Raw genomic sequence first — 17,645 nt, forward strand, 5'->3', positions numbered from 1 at the left:
CGGCGCTCGCGAAAGGGGCATCATCGGATGATGGCCCCAGACCAGAACCCCGATCCGGATGCCCCTCGCCCGGACCGGCAGGAGACCCCCGCGCAGCGCGCCGACCGCAACTGGGTCGAGCTCCTCCAGGAACTTCGCGTGCTGCAGACCGGCGTGCAGGTACTCACCGGCTTCCTGCTGATCCTGCCGTTCCAGGCCGAGTTCGAGAGCCTGGACGGCTACCAGCGCACGGTCTACCTGACCCTGCTCGTCACGTCGGTGCTCGCCACGGCGCTCCTGACGGCACCCGTCTCCCTCCACCGGGCGCTGTTCCGCCGCCGGCTCAAGACCTCCGTCGTCGAGACCGGCGACCGGCAGGCCCGGGCGGCGCTCGCGGCGCTCGGCCTGACCCTCACGGGAACCGTCCTGTTCGTGTTCGACGTCGTCGTCGGCCGCGCCGCCGGGATCATCGCCGGCGGCGCCGTGTTCCTCGTGATCGTCGCGCTGTGGGTCCTCGTGCCCGGCTGGTTGCGCCGTCACGCCGACCCCGTGGTGTGACGGCTCCGCTACCGTGTGCGTGTGACCGAGACCAGACCCGAGCACAGTCCGGCGCTCGCCGTGCGGGCCGCCACCCTGGCCGACGTCGGCCCCCTGGTCACGCTCGTGACCTCCGCCTACCGGGGCGAGGCGAGCCGCGCGGGGTGGACCACCGAGGCCGACCTGCTCGACGGCGACCGGATCGACCCGGACCTCCTGCGCGCCGACATCACGCGCCCCCACAGCAAGGTCCTGGTCGTGGACGACGACGCCCGGCCCCTGGCGTGCGCGCACGTGGCGGTCGAGGAGGGCGCCGGGTACTTCGGCATGTTCGCGGTGCGACCCGACCGGCAGGGTGGCGGGGTCGGGCGGGCCCTGCTCGCCGAGGCCGAACGGGTGGCACGCGACGAGTGGGGGCAGACCTGCCTGCGCATGAGCGTCATCGACGCGCGCGCCGATCTCGTCGCGTGGTACGTGCGCCGGGGCTACGTCCGCACCGGACGCGTGAAGCCCTTCCCGTACGGCGACACCCGCTTCGGCGTCCCGAAACGGGACGACCTCAGGTTCGAGGTCCTGGAGAAGCAGCTCTGACACCCGTCGGAGGGGTCAGCGACGACGCTTCTCCCGGACACGGACCGAGATGCTGATGGGGCTGCCCTCGAAACCGAAGGTCTCCCGCAGGCGGCGCTCGATGAACCGCCGGTACTGCGCCTCCACGAAGCCCGTGGCGAAGATGACGAACCGCGGCGGGCGCGTCGAGGCCTGTGTCGCGAACAGGATGCGCGGCTGCTTCCCGCCCCGGAGGGGGTGCGGGTGGGCCGCGACCAGCTCGCCGAGGAACGCGTTCAGGCGGCCGGTCGGGATGCGCGTGTCCCAGCTCGCGAGCGCCTGCTCCAGGGCCGGGACCAGCTTCTCCGTGTGCCAGCCGGTGTGGGCGGACACGTTGACGCGCGGCGCCCATGCCACCTGCCCGAGGTCCTTCTCGATCTCCCGCTCGAGGTAGGGCCTGCGGTCCTCGTCCATGAGGTCCCACTTGTTGTACGCCAGGACGAGGGCCCGTCCGGCGTCCACCACCTGGGACAGGATGCGCTGGTCCTGCTCGGTCAGCGGCTCGGACGCGTCCAGGAGTACGACCGCGACCTCCGCCTTGTCGATGGCGGCCTGGGTACGCAGGCCGGCGTAGAAGTCCGCGCCCTTGGTCAGGTGCTGCCGCCGCCGGATGCCGGCCGTGTCGACGAACCAGTAGGGCACGCCCTTGATCTCGACGAGTTCGTCGACGGGGTCACGCGTGGTGCCGGCGACGTCGTGCACCACGACGCGGTCCTCGCGCGCGATCTTGTTCAGCAGCGACGACTTGCCCACGTTCGGCCGTCCGACGAGCGCCACCCGGCGTGGACCGACCGGTCGCGCCTCGCCGTGCTCCGACACCTCGGGCAGGGCGGCCATGGCGGCGTCGAGGAGATCACCGGTGCCGCGGCCGTGCAGGCCGGAGACCGGGTACGGCTCGCCGAGACCGAGGGACCACAGGGCCGCGGCGTCCGCCTCGCCCGCCGCGCCGTCCACCTTGTTGGCGCACAGCACCACCGGCTTGCCGGACCTGCGCAGCATCTCGACCACGCGCTCGTCCGTCGAGGTCGCGCCCACCTGGGCGTCGACCACGAACATGACGGCGTCGGCGAGGGAGACCGCGACCTCCGCCTGGGAGGCCACCTTCGACTCGATCCCCGCGACGTCGACCTCCCAGCCACCCGTGTCCACGAGCGTGAACCGGCGCCCGGCCCACTCCGCCGGGTACGACACGCGGTCCCGGGTCACCCCCGGCTGGTCCTCGACGACCGCCTCACGGCGCCCCAGGATGCGGTTGACCAGCGTCGACTTGCCGACGTTGGGCCGCCCCACCACCGCCAGCACCGGGAGGATCTCCTCCGGTTCGGGCTCCTCGTCGGCCCATTCGGCGTCGAGGAGGGCCGCGTCGTCCTCGTCGAGCTCGAACTCCTCGAGCCCGGCTCGCAGCGCGCGCTCCCGCGCGACGTCGTCCTCGGTCTCGGTGAGGTCGCCAGGCCCGGGGACGGCGACGGGTGCCGCGTCGTCGGGCTCGCCGGCCTCGTGCGGGTGTTCGGCCAGGCGCAGGTCGTCGGTCATTCGCTCATTCTCTCAGGGATCGAGTCGTTTCCGGGCCGTTGGTCCCCGGGGGCGGTGAGCACCCGGGGACGCGGCGCGGGGGCGTCCGCGGGGGCCGGTCCCGGCGGCTGCGGAGGCCGCAGGCCCGTGGCCTCGGTGACGACCGCCAGCACGGCCTCCACGGTCTGCTCCAGGTCCAGCTCGGAGGAGTCCAGGGTGACCACGCCGTCCGCGGCGACCACGAACTGCGAGACCGTGGAGTCGTCCCGGTCACGTCGCAGGACCTGGTCCCTCGTCGCCTCCACGGCCGAGGCGTCCGCGGCGCCGTGCACGTCGAGCGCGCGACGCCGCAGCCGGGCCTCCTCGCTCGCGGTGAGCAGGATGCGGACGTCCGCGTCGGGCGCCACCACGGTGGTGATGTCGCGGCCCTCGGCGAGGATCCCGCGCCCGTGCGAGAAGCCGCCGGCGCGTTCCGCGTCGATCGCCGCCCGCTGGCGGCGCTTCAGCTCGGCCCGGACGTCGAGGTTCGTCGCGACCCGGGAGACCGCCTCGGACACCGTCGTGGTCCGGATCTCGTCGGCGACGTCGTGTCCGTCCAGGGTGACGCCGGGCGCGCGCGGGTCCAGCCCCATCTCGAGCGGCATCGACGCCACGTCGGCGGCCACCGCCGCGAGGTCGGACAGGTCCGTCCCGCGTCGTGCGCACCACACCGTCGCCGCCCGGTACATGGCGCCGGTGTCCAGGTAGGCCAGGCCGAGGCGGGCCGCGACGGCCTTCGAGACGCTGGACTTTCCCGAACCGGAAGGCCCGTCGATCGCGATGACGACGGGGGTGCTCACAACGTTCACTGGGGTGTACTCCTCGTTCGGTCTGCCGATGCGGCAGGGGTCTGCCGTTCAGTCTGCCGGATCGCCACCGGACGGTCCGCGTGCCCGGCGGGGCGGTCGTCGTCGGTCACATCTCCACGTCGGACATGAGCTGCCCCAGTTCGACCCGCCCCAGCACCCGTGTCCGCCCCGGCTTCAGGTCACCGAGCCGGATCGGGCCGATCCTGGTGCGCACCAACCGCGTGACGGGCCGCTCGACCGCGTCGAGCATCCGCCGCACGATCCGGTTGCGCCCCTCGTGCAGCACCACCTCGAGCAGCGTCGCATCCGTGACCTCCTGCAGCACCTTGACCGAGTCCATGCGCGCCACTCCGTCGTCGAGTTCGACGCCCCGTGTCAGGTCCTTGACGATCCGCGGGTAGACCGGACCGCCCTCGACCGTCACGACATAGGTCTTCGGGATCTCGTACCGGGGGTGGGACAATCGGTTCGCCAGCTCGCCGTCGTTCGTCAGCAGCAGCAGGCCCTCGCTGTCGGCGTCCAGGCGGCCGACGTGGAACAGGCGCTCCTCACGGTTCTTCACCAGCTCGGCGACCGTCGGGCGGCCCTGCGGGTCGTGCATCGTGGACACGACGCCGTGCGGCTTGTGCAGCGCGAGCGTCACCTTGTTCTGGTCGAGCTGCACACGCAGCCCGTCGACGTGGATCACGGCCGCGGCGGGGTCCACACGCACACCGAGTTCGGTCACGAGCACGCCGTCCACCTCCACGTGGCCGCGCTCGATCAGCTCCTCGCACGCGCGCCGGGAGCCGAAGCCCGCCTGCGCGAGCACCTTCTGCAGCCGGACGCCGTCGGCGACGTGCACGTCACGTGGCGGCTCGGCGCTCGCGGGCCGACGGCGACCGGGGCGGGGCCGGTCCTGGCCACCGGGCCGGCGGCCCTGGCCACGGCCCTGGCCGGCGCGGTTGGCTGCGGCACGGTTCTCGTTGTTGCGGCGGCTCCCGCCGCGGCTGTGCTGGTTCATCGTTCCTTCGGTGTCCGTGCTCGGTGACCGCTCCTGCTGACCGGTCTCTGTTCGGCGGTGGTGCCCGGCCGGCACTCCCGTGGTGTCGCTCAGTCCAGTCCTTCGAGCGTCTCCAGGTCGGGAAGGTGCGGGGCGAGCGGCGGCAGTTCGTCGAGCGAGTCGTAGCCCATCCGCTCCAGGAAGTATCCCGTAGTTCCGAACAGGACCGCACCCGTGGCCGGGTCCTGCTCGATCTCGGCGATGAGCCCGCGGGTGAGCAGCGTCCGCACGACGCCGTCGACGTTCACCCCGCGCACGGCGCTGACCTGGCCGCGTGTGACGGGCTGCCGGTAGGCGATCACGGCGAGCGTCTCGAGTGCGGCCTGGCTCAGCTTGGCGGTCTGCCCGTCCAGCACGAACCGGCCCACGACGTCGCCGTGCGCGGTCGAGGAGTAGATCCGCCAGCCCTCGGCGCCGCGTCGCAGCTCGAACCCGCGGGGTCGTCCCCCGAGTTCGCCGCGGTACTCGTCGGAGATCTCCTCCAGGAGATCGCGCACCTCGCCCGCGGGCATGCCCAGCGCCGCGGCGAGCCGCTCCTCCGGCACGGGAGCGTCCGCGACCATGAGCACGGCCTCCAACGCGGCGCGCGCGCCGCCGGGGAGGTCCTCGACGTCGACGAGCGGCAGCTCGTCCTGGGCGTCGGCGGCGGGCCCGTGACCCACCGGGGCGGGCCAGCCGTCCCCGTCCGTGCCGGGACCGGCCGGGGCCACGTCCGTGTGCTGTGTCTCGGTCACTTACTTCTCCTCCTCCGGCACGGCTGCCGGGACCGGGCCCTCCGGCTCGACCGGTGCGTCACCGCCGGACGGACCCGGGGTGTCCGGTGGCGGGTCGTCCTCGTCGAATTCGCTGGGGCCGGCATCGGGGTCGAGATACTTCGCGCCGTCGCCCGGGCCCGCCGCCCACCGGACGGTCAGCTCACCGAGCGACGTCACCTGCTCGAAACTGACCAGCCTGTCCCGGAACAGCTCCAGCAGGGCGAGGAACCGCGCCACGACCACCATGCGCTCCACGCCCGCGGTGAGCGCGCGGAACGTCACGACGTGCTCGGCCCGCAGCCGTCGCACGATCGTGCCCGCCTCCTCGCGCACGCTGACCGCGGGTGCGTGCAGGTGGGTCAGCGACACCTCGGGCGGCGGCTTCGGCTGCAGCGCCTTCGCGGCCAGGGTGGCGAGGCCCGGCCCGTCCACGGTCCACACCAGTTCCGGCAGCAGCGCCGTGAGGTGGGGTTCCAAGGGCGCCAGCCGCGGCACGCGGCGCCCCGCCGTCGCCATCCGCTCGGCGAGCAGGGCGGAGATCTCCTTGTAGGCGCGGTACTGCAGCAGCCGGGCGAACAGCAGGTCGCGGGCCTCCAGCAGCTCCAGGTCCTCGAGGTCCTCCTCGATCACGCCGGGAAGGAGCCGGGCGGCCTTGATGTCGAGCAGCGTGGCCGCCACGACGAGGAACTCCGATGCCACCCCCAGGTCCCACGAGGGGTGGTCGTCCCCGCGGTCGGCGGCCTCGCGCGCCGCCTCCTCCGCGGCGCGGATGTGTGCCACGAACTCGTCGGTGACCGCCGCGAGCGCCACCTCGGTGACGTCCATCTCGCGCTTGGTGATGAGGCTCAGCAGCAGGTCGAACGGGCCGGTGAAGTTGTCGAGGTGGACCTCGAAGCCGCCGGCGGTGCGTTTCGGCGCCGGGCCGGCGTCCTGCGCACCGGCCGCCCCGGGTACGGCGTCGTCGCTGGAGGCCGGACCGCCGTCGGACAGGATGTCGCCCGGTGCCTCCAGGACCTCAGGCGGCGTGGCCACGGGCCACGAGCTCCCGGGCGAGCTGGCGGTAGGCGGACGCGCCGGGGTGACCGGGCGCGTAGGCGGTGATCGGCTCGGCGGCCACGGTGGCGTCCGGGAACTTGACGGTGCGCCCGATCACGGAGTGCAGCAGCGTGTCGCCGAAGGCCTCGTGCACCCGGGCCACGACCTCTCGGGAGTGGAGGGTGCGCGAGTCGTACATGGTGGGAAGGATACCGTCGATCTCCAGGGCCGGGTTCAGCCGGTCGCGCACCTTCTCGATGGTCTCGACCAGCAGCGCGACGCCGCGCAGCGCGAAGAACTCGCACTCCAGCGGGATGAGCACACCGTGGGCGGCGGTCAGCGCGTTGACCGTGAGCAACCCCAGGGAGGGCTGGCAGTCGATGAGGATGACGTCGTAGTCGTCGACGATCGGGCGCAGTGCCCGCGACAGGACCGACTCGCGCGCGACCTCGCCCACGAGCTGGACCTCGGCCGCGGACAGGTCGATGTTCGCCGGAAGCACGTCGAGCCCTTCGATGCCCGACTCGATCAGGGCGTCCTCGACGCGTACGCCGCGCTCCATGAGCACGTTGTAGATGGTGATGTCGAGCTCGTGCGGGTTGACGCCGATGCCCACCGACGCCGCCCCCTGCGGGTCGAAGTCCACCAGCAGCACCTTGCGGCCGTGCTCCGCGAGGCAGGCGCCCAGGTTGATCGTCGTGGTCGTCTTGCCGACGCCGCCCTTCTGGTTGCACATCGCGATGATCCGGGCGGGTCCGTGGCTGGTCAGCGGGGGCGGCTCCGGAAGGTCCGGCATCACCCGGCCCACCACGTCCCGGGGGACGTCCGGCCCCGGCTGCTCACCGGGCGTCGGGCCGACGTCGACCAGCGTGTCCGTCATCTCGCCCGCTCCCTCCGTGCTGGGTGCCTCGCTCACGCCCGTCACGCTATACCAGCCTCATGCCCGGAACTCGCCGAAACCCCGGCGTGGCCGAGATTCCCCGCCGTTCCTCCGGAGCCGGCGCTCGGGCGGTGCGGTGGAGGCGTCACCGTTCAGCGGGCGCGCGGGTGGGCGGCCGCGTAGACCTCGCGGAGGGCGTCCGGGGTGACCATGGTGTAGATCTGCGTGGTGGTCACCGACGCGTGGCCGAGGAGTTCCTGCACCACTCGCACGTCGGCTCCGCCGGCCAGCAGGTGCGTCGCGAACGAGTGCCGCAGCGTGTGCGGGGACACCCCGTTCAGCCCGGCGCGGGTGGCCGCGGCCTGGAGAGCCGCCCAGGCCGACTGCCGCGACATCCGTGCGCCGCGCGTGTTGAGGAACAGGGCGGGCGTGCCGCGCTGGCGGGCCGCCGACGCCAGCTCGGGCCGGGCCCGCACCAGGTAGGCCTCGAGCGCGTCGCGCGCGTACGACCCCACGGGCACCACGCGCTCCTTGTCGCCCTTGCCGCGCAGGCGCACCACGGGTGCCTCACCGACGTCGTCCACGTCCAGGCCGACGATCTCCGAGATCCGCCCGCCCGTCGCGTACAGCAGCTCCAGGAGCGCGCGGTCGCGCAGCGGGGCCGGCCCGTCACCGACGCCGGCGGCGTCGAGCAGGCGTGCCACGTCGTCCACGCTCAGGGCGTGCGGCAGGCGGCGCATCCGCGTGGGCGCGTGCACCTGCGTCGTCGGGTCGCCGCCGGCCAGGCCTTCGGCGTGCGCGAACCGGTGCCAGCCGCGCACGGCGGCCAGCGCCCGCGCCGTGGACGACGCCGACAGCGCGGCCCCGCCGTCGGTCCCCCGGCGGATCGCCTCGACGTGGGCCAGCACGTCCTCCTCCGTGATCTCCCCGATCCGGGTGCGGCCGAGCGCGTTCAGATGAGCGGCGTAACGCGCCAGGTCGCGGGCATAGGCGGCGACGGTGTTGGCGGACAGGCCCCGCTCGACCCGCAGGTGGGCGAGGTAGTCGCGGAGCGAGTCGCCGAGCGAACCGCCGACCTCCGTCAGGCTTGGCACGCGCTCATCATGCCTCCGTCCACCGCGCCGGCCACCACGGCGCGCCGTGAGGTGAGCCGATCACGACGGGTTGATGTTGAACAGCTCCGCACGACTGCGGATGACCTGGGCCCGGGCGAGGCGAGGCTTGTCGGAACCGTCACGGATGACCCCGCCTGCGGCCTCGAACTCGGCGAGGAAGTCGACCGCCCAGGCGACGTCGGCCGGCGACGGGCTGAAGCACTCGTTGATCACGGCGGGCTGCTCGAGGTCGAGGCAGAGCTTGCCCGTCATGCCGAGCACGACGGCGTCGGCGGACTGCTCGCGCAGCAGGGCGTGCGCCGAGCCGACGGTCGGGCCGTCCACCGGCCCGGGCAGTCCACCGATCCGGCTGGCCAGCACGAGGCGGGTACGCGGGTACGCCATGGCGATCGGCTCGTTCGCGGCACCCGTGTCGCGCCGGTAGTCGCCCGAACCGAACGCCAACCGGAACGTGCCACGCGCACGGGCGATGTTCACGGCCTCCTCGATACCGAGGGCGGACTCCACGAGCGGGATCACGGGGACCTCTCCGCCGAGGCGCTGGGCGGTGTCGATGACGTCGTCGGCCGACTCCGTCTTGGCGAGCATGACACCCGCGAGCCCCTGCACGTCACGGAGCTGGGCGACGTCGTCCGCCCAGGCGGGTGACGTGCGGTCGTTGATCCGCACCCAGCCGGTACCGCCGCCGCGCAGCCACTCGATGACGCGGGTGCGCGCCTCGTCCTTCAGGCTGTCGTCGATGGCGTCCTCACAGTCCAGCAGGATCTGGTCGGCACGGGAGAGCTGGGCGTCGTCGAACGCGTCGGTCCGCATCGCCGAGAGAAGCAGCCACGAACGCGCGTAGTCGGGTGCGACGCGGGTCTTCTCGCGGGCGGCACGGCGGGCGGTGAGGTCTGTGGAGTCGGTCACGGTCACAGGGTCGATGCTATGCCCGACGACCTCGGGCGCACGGACGCCGTCGGCGACAAGACTTCACCCTGCGGGTTGTCGGCCGGCTCCTCCGCGGCGGACCGGCAGCGCACCTCAGAACGGCAGGAAGACGTCCACCGCGACCGCGAGGAACAGTACCGACAGATAGGTGATCGACGCGTGGAACACCTTCATCGCCCCGAGCCGCTTGCCCGTGGCGCCCTGCTTCGCCCGGCGCAGCATCAGGATCGTGGACGCCAGGAACCAGGCTCCCAGCCCCCCTGCCACAGCGGTGTAGACCCAGGTCATGCCCGCCAGCGGCACCAGCACGAGCGAGCAGGCGATCATCGCGAGGGCGTAGCCGACCATCTCGGCCGCGACCCGGCGATCGTCCGACACCACGGGCAGCATCGGCACGTCGGCCGCCGCGTAGTCCCGCTTGAACTTGATCGACAGCGGCCAGTAGTGCGGCGGCGTCCAGAAGAAGATGACACCGAACAGCGCGAGCGCCGACCAGCTCAGGCCGCCGGTCACCGACGCCCAGCCGATGAACACGGGCATGCAGCCCGCGATGCCGCCCCACACGATGTTCTGCGGCGTGCGCCGCTTGAGGATCATCGTGTAGCCGACCACGTAGATCGCGATCGCCGCGGCCGTCAGCCACATCGCCGCCAGATTGACCACCAGCGCGAACCAGGCCAGGGACACGCCGCACAGGACCCACGAGAAGACCAGGCCCGCGCGCGGCGAGATCTCACCCGTCGCGAGCGGCCGCCGCCTGGTCCGGTTCATCAGCTTGTCGATGTCCCGGTCGAGATACATGTTGAACGCGTTCGCGCTCCCCGCCGCGAGCGCCCCGCCGACCAGCGTGGCCAGCATCAGGCCGACCGAGGGCCAGCCGCGCTCCGCAAGGATCATGGTGGGAACGGTCGTGACCAGCAGCAGCTCGATCACGCGGGGTTTGGTCAGCGCGACGTACGCGCCCACCCGCCGCCGGACCCGGCCGCCCGCGCGCCGGTCGTAGTTGGCGAGCCCCTCCCGCACGTCGCCGGACTCCTCGACCGCCGGGACGGGCCCCGGCGCCGGTGTCCCGGCCGTGGCGGCAGACGCACTGTCCATGGACGACGGCGATGCTGTGCTCACGAGATGGACGTTCCGTTCGGCGGTGCGGACAAGGCCTGCCCATGGTACGCCGCCCACCCGACCGGTCGCCTCCTCGCGAGGGAGGCACGAATGTGACGTTCGCGACGAGCCGCCACGGCTCGTTCCGCCCGCCCGCCGGAGCCCGCACGGCAGGCGGGCGTACACGGAGCGGACAGCTCGACGCGAGTGTCTGGGTGCGGTTATAGGGTGAGTTCGGTATCCACGGCGGCCGCCCGAAGCCGCCGCCGCACGTACGACCCGCGCGGCTGCCTGCGCCGGCGGTGAGAAGAGGATTCGAGATGACGTTCGACCCCACCCTGTCCCCGCTCGACTGGTCCGAGCTCGACCAGCGCGCGGTGACGTCGATCAAGGCGCTCGCGGCCGATGCCGTGGAGAAGGTCGGCAACGGGCACCCCGGCACCGCGATCTCCCTGGCTCCCGCCGCCTACCTCCTGTTCCAGAAGGCGATGCGCCACGACCCGGCCGACCCGGAGTGGGTGGGCCGTGACCGGTTCGTGCTGAGCGCCGGGCATTCCTCCCTGACGATCTATCTCCAGCTCTTTCTCGCGGGCTACGGCCTGGAGATGGAGGACCTCGCCGCGCTGCGCACGTGGGGCTCCAAGACGCCGGGCCACCCCGAGTACCGCCACACCGCGGGTGTCGAGATCACGACCGGCCCGCTGGGCCAGGGGCTGGCGTCGGCCGTGGGCATGGCGTTCGCCGCCCGCCGCGAGCGGGGGCTGCTCGACCCGGACGCCGCGCCCGGCACGTCCCCGTTCGACCACCACGTGTATGTCATCGCGTCCGACGGCGACCTCCAGGAGGGCGTCACCAGCGAGGCGTCGTCGCTCGCGGGGCACCAGCAGCTCGGCAACCTCGTGCTGATCTGGGACGACAACCGGATCTCGATCGAGGACAACACCGACATCGCGTTCACCGAGGACGTCCTGGCCCGCTACGCCGCGTACGGCTGGCACACGCAGAGGGTGGACTGGACGTCGGGCGGCACCGGGTACGCCGAGGACGTCGAGGGCCTCGCGGCCGCGATCGAGGCCGCCAAGGCGGAGACCGGCAAGCCGTCGATCATCGCGCTGCGCACCATCATCGGCTGGCCGTCCCCCGGCAAGCAGAACACCGGCGGGATCCACGGCTCGAAGCTCGGTGGCGAGGAGCTGGCGGGCCTGAAGCGTGAGCTCGGTCTCGACCCGGAGGCCTCGTTCCACATCGACGACGACGTCCTGGCGTACACCCGCGCCGTCGCGGACCGCCAGGCGGCGGAGCGCACCGCGTGGGAGGAGGCCTACGCGTCCTGGCGTACGGAGAACCCCGAGCGCGCCGCGCTGCTGGACCGCCTCACGAGGCACGAGCTCCCCGAGGGCTGGACCGACGCGCTGCCGGAGTTCGCGGCCGACACGGACAAGGGCATGGCCACCCGCGCCGCGTCCGGCAAGGTGCTCACCGCTCTCAAGGACGTGCTGCCGGAGCTGTGGGGCGGTTCCGCCGACCTCGCGGGCTCGAACAACACGACGATGGACGGCGAACCGTCGTTCGTCCCGGCCGAGCACGCGACGAAGAAGTTCCCGGGCACCCCCTACGGGCGCACGCTGCACTTCGGCATCCGCGAGCACGGCATGGGCGCGATCCTCAACGGCATCGTGCTGCACGGCCTGACCCGCCCCTACGGCGGCACGTTCCTGCAGTTCGCGGACTACATGCGGGCGGCGGTGCGGCTCTCGGCCCTGATGGAGATCCCGACGACGTTCGTGTGGACGCACGACTCGATCGGCCTCGGCGAGGACGGCCCCACGCACCAGCCCGTCGAGCACCTGGCGGCCCTGCGCGCCATCCCGAACCTCGACGTCGTGCGGCCGGCCGACGCCAACGAGACCGCCTGGGCGTGGCGCGGGATCCTCGAGAACAGGCAGAACCCGGCCGGCATCGTGCTCACCCGTCAGAACGTGCCGACGTTCCCGCGCGGCGCCGACGGCTTCGCAGGCGCCGAGGGCACCCTGCGGGGCGGCTACACCCTGCTGGACACCGAGGGCACGCCCGACGTGATCCTCATCGGTACCGGCTCCGAGGTGCAGCTCGCCGTGCAGGCCCGCGAGACCCTCGCCGCGGACGGCGTGCGGGCCCGCGTCGTGTCGATGCCGTCGGTGGAGTGGTTCGCCAGGCAGGACGAGTCGTACCGCGAGCAGGTGCTCCCGGCCGGCGTCCGGGCGCGCGTGTCGGTCGAGGCCGGTGTCGCGCAGGGCTGGCGCGAGCTCGTGGGCGACGCCGGCCGCAGCGTCTCGCTGGAGCACTACGGCGCCTCGGCGGACTACAAGACGCTCTTCACGGAGTACGGCATCACGGCCGAGGCCGTGGCGCAGGCCGCGAAGGACTCGATCGCCGCGGCCGGGGCCTGAGGCGCCCGGTCGCCGGGCACCCGAGCGCACATACGAGAGAGGAGCACGGCATGAGTGAGCAGGCGAACCCCACCAAGCGGCTGTCCGAGGCGGGTGTGGCCATCTGGCTCGACGACCTGTCGCGGGAACGGCTGAGGACGGGCAATCTCGCGGAGCTGGTCGAGGCACGGGATGTCGTGGGTGTCACCACGAACCCCACCATCTTCGCCGCCGCCCTGGCCCAGGGTGACGCGTACGACGCCGCCCTCGCCGAACTGGCCGGGAGCGACGTCGAGACCGCCGTGGAGCGGATCACCACCGACGACGTCCGCGCCGCGGCCGACGTGCTGCGTGGCGTGTACGACCGCTCGGGCACGGTGGACGGGCGCGTGTCCATCGAGGTGGACCCTCGTCTCGCACGCGACACCGAGGCGACGATCACCGTCGCGAAGCGGCTCTGGGCGACGGTCGACCGGCCGAACGTCATGATCAAGATCCCCGCCACGCTCGAGGGACTGCCCGCCATCACCGCCGTGCTCGCCGAGGGGATCAGCGTGAACGTGACGCTGATCTTCTCCATCGAGCGGTACCGGGCCGTCATGGACGCCTTCCTGGCGGGTCTGGAGGCGGCGAGGGCGAACGGGCACGACCTGGCGCCCATCGGCTCCGTGGCGTCCTTCTTCGTCTCCCGCGTGGACTCGGAGGTCGACAAGCGCCTCGACGCCGTCGGCTCCGAGGAGGCCCTGGCCCTGCGCGGACAGGCCGCCATCGCGAACGCCCGCCTCGCGTACGCCGCGTACGAGGAGGTGTTCGCGAGTGAGCGCTGGTCCGCGCTCGCCGCCGCGGGAGCTCACCCGCAGCGCCCGCTGTGGGCGTCCACCGGCGTGAAGAACCCGGACTACCGCGACACCATGTACGTGGACGAGCTCGTCGTCGACGGCGTGGTCAACACGATGCCGGAGAAGACGCTCGACGCGTTCGCCGACCACGGCATCGTGCTGGCCGACACGGTCACCGGGACCGCCGGGACCGCGGCGGCCACGATCGCCGCGATCGAGGCGCACGGCATCTCCATGGCCGAGGTCACCCAGCTCCTGGAGGACGAGGGTGTGGTGAAGTTCGAGAAGAGCTGGAACGAGCTGCTGGCCACCACCCGGACCGGCCTCGACGATGCGAGCTGAGGCAGGGCGCAGCGAAGGTCGCGGGCCGGCGAAGGGGGCACGCGGCCGGAGCGGAGCACCACGAAGCCCGCGCGGCAACGCGGCAGGCTGACGAAGGAGGCGGCGGGCCTCGCCCCGCCGCGTACCGGCGCCCGCGGCACGCGTGGCGGGCGCCGGGCGGCAGCGGCCGTGGGCCGACGTCGCGACATACCCGCACTATCTCGGAGGACGTCGTTGCGACCAGCAAGGATCAGTGCCGAACAGAACCCGCTTCGTGACCCCCTGGATCTGCGCCTGCCCCGCATCGCGGGGCCCTGCGGCCTGGTCATCTTCGGCGTCACGGGCGACCTGTCGCGCAAGAAGCTCATGCCCGCGGTGTACGACCTGGCCAACCGCGGCCTACTGCCGCCCGGTTTCGCGCTGACGGGCTTCGCCCGCCGCGAGTGGTCGGACCAGGATTTCGCCCAGATCGTGCACGACGCGGTCAAGGAGCACGCGCGCACGCCCTTCCGCGAGGCCACCTGGCGCCAGCTCGCGGAGGGCATCCGGTTCGTCGAGGGCTCGTTCGACGACGACGACGCGTTCCGCCGCCTGCGCCAGACCGTCGAGACACTGGACGCCGAACGGGGCACCGGAGGGAACCACGCCTTCTACCTCTCGGTGCCGCCGAGCGCGTTCCCGCTCGTGTGCCGGCAGCTCGCGAAGCACGGGCTGTCCGCCCCGGACACGGACCTGTCCGACGGCGAGGCCTGGCGGCGCGTCGTCATCGAGAAGCCGTTCGGCCACGACCTGGCGAGCGCCCGCGAGCTGGATGCCGTCGTCTCCGAGGTCTTCTCCCCGGACTCGGTGTTCCGCATCGACCACTACCTGGGCAAGGAGACCGTCCAGAACATCCTGGCGCTGCGGTTCGCCAACCAGATGTTCGAGCCGATCTGGAACGCGAACTACGTCGACCACGTGCAGATCACCATGGCCGAGGACATCGGCATCGGGGGCCGTGCGGGCTACTACGACGGGATCGGCGCGGCCCGCGACGTCATCCAGAACCATCTGCTGCAGCTGCTCGCGCTCGTCGCGATGGAGGAGCCGGTCACGTTCGACGCCGCCGAGCTGCGTGCCGAGAAGATCAAGGTGCTGTCGTCGCTGCGCCTGCCGAAGTCGCTGGGCAGGCACACCGCGCGCGGGCAGTACGGGCCGGCGTGGCAGGGCGGCGAGCAGGTCAACGGCTTCCTCCAGGAGGACGGCATCGCACCGGACTCCACCACCGAGACGTACGCCGCGATCAAGGTGGACGTGGACAACCGCCGCTGGGCCGGCGTCCCGTTCTACCTGCGCAGCGGCAAGCGGCTGGGCCGGCGCGTCACCGAGGTCGCCGTGGTGTTCAAGAAGGCACCGCACCTGCCGTTCGAGTCGTCGCTCACGTCCGAGCTCGGGAACAACGCCCTGGTCATCCGCGTACAGCCGGACGAGGGGGTGACGATGCGGTTCGGCGCCAAGGTCCCGGGCACGGCGATGCAGGTCCGCGACGTCACGATGGACTTCGGGTACGGGCACTCGTTCACGGAGTCCTCGCCCGAGGCGTACGAGCGCCTCATCCTCGACGTGCTGCTGGGCGACCCGCCGCTGTTCCCCACGCACGAGGAGGTCGAGCTCTCCTGGAAGGTGCTCGACCCGATCACGGCGTACTGGGCGAAGCAGGGCCGGCCGGACCAGTACGCGTCCGGGACGTGGGGACCGCCGTCGGCGGACGAGATGCTGGCCCGCGACGGCCGGGCCTGGAGGCGGCCGTGATGGTCGGCCGAACGCGGCGGCACCACCCGCGAAGGGCGGGAACGATGACGACGCCGGAGCGCGAAGGAACCACCTCGAAGGGCGGAACATGATTATCGACATGCCCGACACCACCGCCAACGACGTCAACCGGCGGCTGGTCCGGTTGCGCGACGAGGGCGGTGCGGTCGCTCTGGGACGCGTGCTCACGCTCGTGGTCCTCGCCGACGAGCGGGACGTCGAGGAGGCGGTCGCCACGACGAACGACGCCAGCCGCGAGCACCCGTGCCGGGTCATCGTGGTGGCGCCGACCGGTGACGGCGAGGCTCGCCTGGACGCCCAGATCCGTGTCGGCGGGGACGCCGGCGCGTCCGAGGTCGTGGTGCTGCGGGCGTCCGGCCCGCTGCTGGAGCGCCGCGACACCCTCGTGATGCCGCTGCTGCTGCCCGACGCTCCCATCGTGGCCTGGTGGCCGCGTGAGGCGCCGGCGGAACCCTCCGCCGACCCGGTCGGTGCCATGGCGCACCGGCGGATCACGGACACCACGGCCGTCGAGGACCCGATCGCGATGCTGCACGCCCTGCCCGCCGTCTCGCGGCCGGGCGACACGGACCTCGCCTGGGCTCGCGTGACGCTGTGGCGGGCGCTCATCGCGGCCGCCGTCGAGCAGCCCCCCTTCGAGTCCGTGCACGGCGTGCGCGTCGAGGGCGAGGTGCGGCACACGTCGCTGCACCTGCTGGCGGCATGGCTCGGTGACCGGCTCGGCGCGACCGCCACGGTCGTGCCGGTCGACGGCGCCGAGGCCATCACGCGGGTGGTCCTGCAGCGCAAGGACGGCGACATCGTGCTCGACCGGCCCGACGGCCGCGTCGTCACGATCACCCAGCCGGGCAAGCCGGAACGACGGATCTCCCTGCCGATCCGCAAGCTCAACGAAGCTCTCATCGAGGAGCTGCGCCGCCTCGACCCCGACGAGGTGTACGAGCAGACGCTGGCCAAGGGCCTGCCCCTGGTCGAGGTGGAGGGCGCGGCATGAGCGGCGCGCCGGGAACGGCACCGGCGCCCGGGCCCGGGGGCGGCGCGGCGGGCGAGCGGCTCGTCGTCGTCCATCCCGACCCCGGCGTGCTGGCCGAGGCCGCGGCCGCACGCCTGCTCACCCGCATCCTCGACGTCCAGTCGGTGCGGTCCCCCGTGCACGTGGTGCTCACGGGGGGCACCGTGGGCATCCGCACGCTGGCCCGCGCCGCCGCCTCACCGCTCGTCGCGGCCGTGGACTGGAGCGGCGTGCACCTGTGGTGGGGCGACGAGCGGTTCCTGCCCGACGGCGATCCGGACCGCAACGAGACCCAGGCCCGCGAGGCGCTCGTCGACGCGCTGATCGCCGGGCACGGCCTGCCCGCCGAGAACGTGCACGCGATGCCGGGCCCGTCCTCCGTCGGTTCCCCCGAGGAGGGCGCCGAGGCCTACGCCGCGGAACTGGCACGGTTCGCCGTGGACCGGGGCGTGCCGGCTCCGGCGGCATCGGAGCCGGGCCGCGACGCCGGTGCGCAGGAGCCCGCGGGCCCGGCGGTGCCGGCGTTCGACGTGCTCCTCCTGGGCATGGGCCCCGACGGGCATGTCGCGTCCCTGTTCCCGGGACACGAAGGGCTGGGTGCCACGGGGGTGACGGTCGGCGTGCACGGGTCGCCGAAACCTCCGCCGGAGCGCGTGTCCCTGACGTTCGACGCCATCCGGGCGGCACGTGAGGTCTGGGTCGTCGCAGCGGGAGCGGAGAAGGCGGACCGGGCTGCCGCGGCCCTCGGTACGACGACGGACGGCGTCCCCGCCGCGGTGACGGACGTTCCGGCGGCCGGGGCCGTCGGCCGGGGCCGCACCCTCTGGCTCCTGGACGCCGCGGCGGCGAGCCGCTGACAGGTACGCGGCGAGCCGCTGACGGGCACGGGGCGAGCCGCTGACAGGTACCG

15 protein-coding genes and 1 pseudogene are annotated in these 17,645 nt (G+C 72.8%); 7 read left to right on the forward strand and 9 right to left on the reverse strand.

The features are described from left to right. The first annotated feature begins 30 nt into the window (after positions 1-30). Positions 31-537 carry a DUF6328 family protein gene (locus tag J0911_RS15380; RefSeq protein ID WP_207276353.1) on the forward strand — a complete coding sequence of 169 codons (507 nt, stop codon included), beginning with the start codon at positions 31-33 and terminating at the stop codon, positions 535-537. Between the two features lie 21 nt (positions 538-558). Continuing rightward, the gene (locus J0911_RS15385) at positions 559-1,107 is read left to right on the forward strand and encodes a GNAT family N-acetyltransferase (protein ID WP_207276354.1); all 549 of its coding nucleotides are present in this window, start codon (positions 559-561) and stop codon (positions 1,105-1,107) included. A gap of 15 nt (positions 1,108-1,122) precedes the next feature. On the opposite strand, the gene der is transcribed toward J0911_RS15385, so the two are convergent. The 9 genes and pseudogenes from der to J0911_RS15430 form a co-directional block, all read right to left on the reverse strand. Continuing rightward, a complete protein-coding gene (gene der, locus J0911_RS15390; protein WP_207276355.1) occupies positions 1,123-2,658 on the reverse strand; it encodes a ribosome biogenesis GTPase Der in 1,536 nt (511 codons plus the stop codon). 125 nt (positions 2,659-2,783) lie between these two features. Continuing rightward, positions 2,784-3,476, reverse strand: a pseudogene (cmk, locus tag J0911_RS15395) ((d)CMP kinase); the annotation flags it as partial. 115 nt (positions 3,477-3,591) lie between these two features. After that, a complete protein-coding gene (locus J0911_RS15400; protein WP_207276357.1) occupies positions 3,592-4,488 on the reverse strand; it encodes a pseudouridine synthase in 897 nt (298 codons plus the stop codon). 89 nt (positions 4,489-4,577) lie between these two features. After that, on the reverse strand, positions 4,578-5,261 hold the full coding sequence (scpB, locus tag J0911_RS15405; protein ID WP_372434885.1) for an SMC-Scp complex subunit ScpB: 684 nt from the start codon (positions 5,259-5,261) through the stop codon (positions 4,578-4,580). Next, on the reverse strand, positions 5,262-6,314 hold the full coding sequence (locus tag J0911_RS15410; protein ID WP_307865110.1) for a segregation and condensation protein A: 1,053 nt from the start codon (positions 6,312-6,314) through the stop codon (positions 5,262-5,264). Further along, positions 6,298-7,113, reverse strand: a complete 816-nt coding sequence (locus J0911_RS15415) for a ParA family protein (protein ID WP_242636860.1) — start codon at positions 7,111-7,113, stop codon at positions 6,298-6,300. The genes J0911_RS15410 and J0911_RS15415 overlap by 17 nt, the downstream gene beginning before the upstream one ends. A 236-nt stretch (positions 7,114-7,349) precedes the next feature. Further along, entirely contained in the window at positions 7,350-8,291 is a 942-nt protein-coding gene (xerD, locus tag J0911_RS15420; RefSeq protein WP_307865111.1) for a site-specific tyrosine recombinase XerD, read from the reverse strand. 60 nt (positions 8,292-8,351) lie between these two features. Continuing rightward, a complete protein-coding gene (locus J0911_RS15425) occupies positions 8,352-9,221 on the reverse strand; it encodes an HpcH/HpaI aldolase/citrate lyase family protein (RefSeq protein ID WP_207276358.1) in 870 nt (289 codons plus the stop codon). 114 nt (positions 9,222-9,335) lie between these two features. Beyond that, positions 9,336-10,364 carry a heme o synthase gene (locus J0911_RS15430; protein WP_307865112.1) on the reverse strand — a complete coding sequence of 343 codons (1,029 nt, stop codon included), beginning with the start codon at positions 10,362-10,364 and terminating at the stop codon, positions 9,336-9,338. Positions 10,365-10,663: 299 nt separating this feature from the next. Here J0911_RS15430 and tkt point away from each other — a divergent pair, with 299 nt between their 5' ends. The 5 genes from tkt (at position 10,664) to pgl (ending at position 17,592) form a co-directional block, all read left to right on the forward strand. Further along, positions 10,664-12,772, forward strand: coding sequence for a transketolase (tkt, locus tag J0911_RS15435; RefSeq protein ID WP_207276359.1), 2,109 nt, complete (start codon positions 10,664-10,666; stop codon positions 12,770-12,772). 50 nt (positions 12,773-12,822) lie between these two features. Then, the gene (gene tal / locus J0911_RS15440; protein WP_207276360.1) at positions 12,823-13,932 is read left to right on the forward strand and encodes a transaldolase; all 1,110 of its coding nucleotides are present in this window, start codon (positions 12,823-12,825) and stop codon (positions 13,930-13,932) included. 213 nt (positions 13,933-14,145) lie between these two features. After that, positions 14,146-15,702: a glucose-6-phosphate dehydrogenase gene (zwf, locus tag J0911_RS15445; protein ID WP_207276361.1), complete on the forward strand. Its 1,557-nt coding sequence runs from the start codon at positions 14,146-14,148 to the stop codon at positions 15,700-15,702. 88 nt (positions 15,703-15,790) lie between these two features. Continuing rightward, positions 15,791-16,717, forward strand: coding sequence for a glucose-6-phosphate dehydrogenase assembly protein OpcA (locus J0911_RS15450; protein ID WP_207276362.1), 927 nt, complete (start codon positions 15,791-15,793; stop codon positions 16,715-16,717). Continuing rightward, a complete protein-coding gene (pgl, locus tag J0911_RS15455) occupies positions 16,714-17,592 on the forward strand; it encodes a 6-phosphogluconolactonase (RefSeq protein WP_207276363.1) in 879 nt (292 codons plus the stop codon). Before J0911_RS15450 ends, pgl begins: the two co-directional genes overlap by 4 nt. Positions 17,593-17,645: the final 53 nt, after the last annotated feature.

Source organism: Myceligenerans salitolerans, from assembly GCF_017349295.1.
GTDB classification, from domain to species: Bacteria; Actinomycetota; Actinomycetes; order Actinomycetales; family Cellulomonadaceae; genus Myceligenerans; species Myceligenerans salitolerans.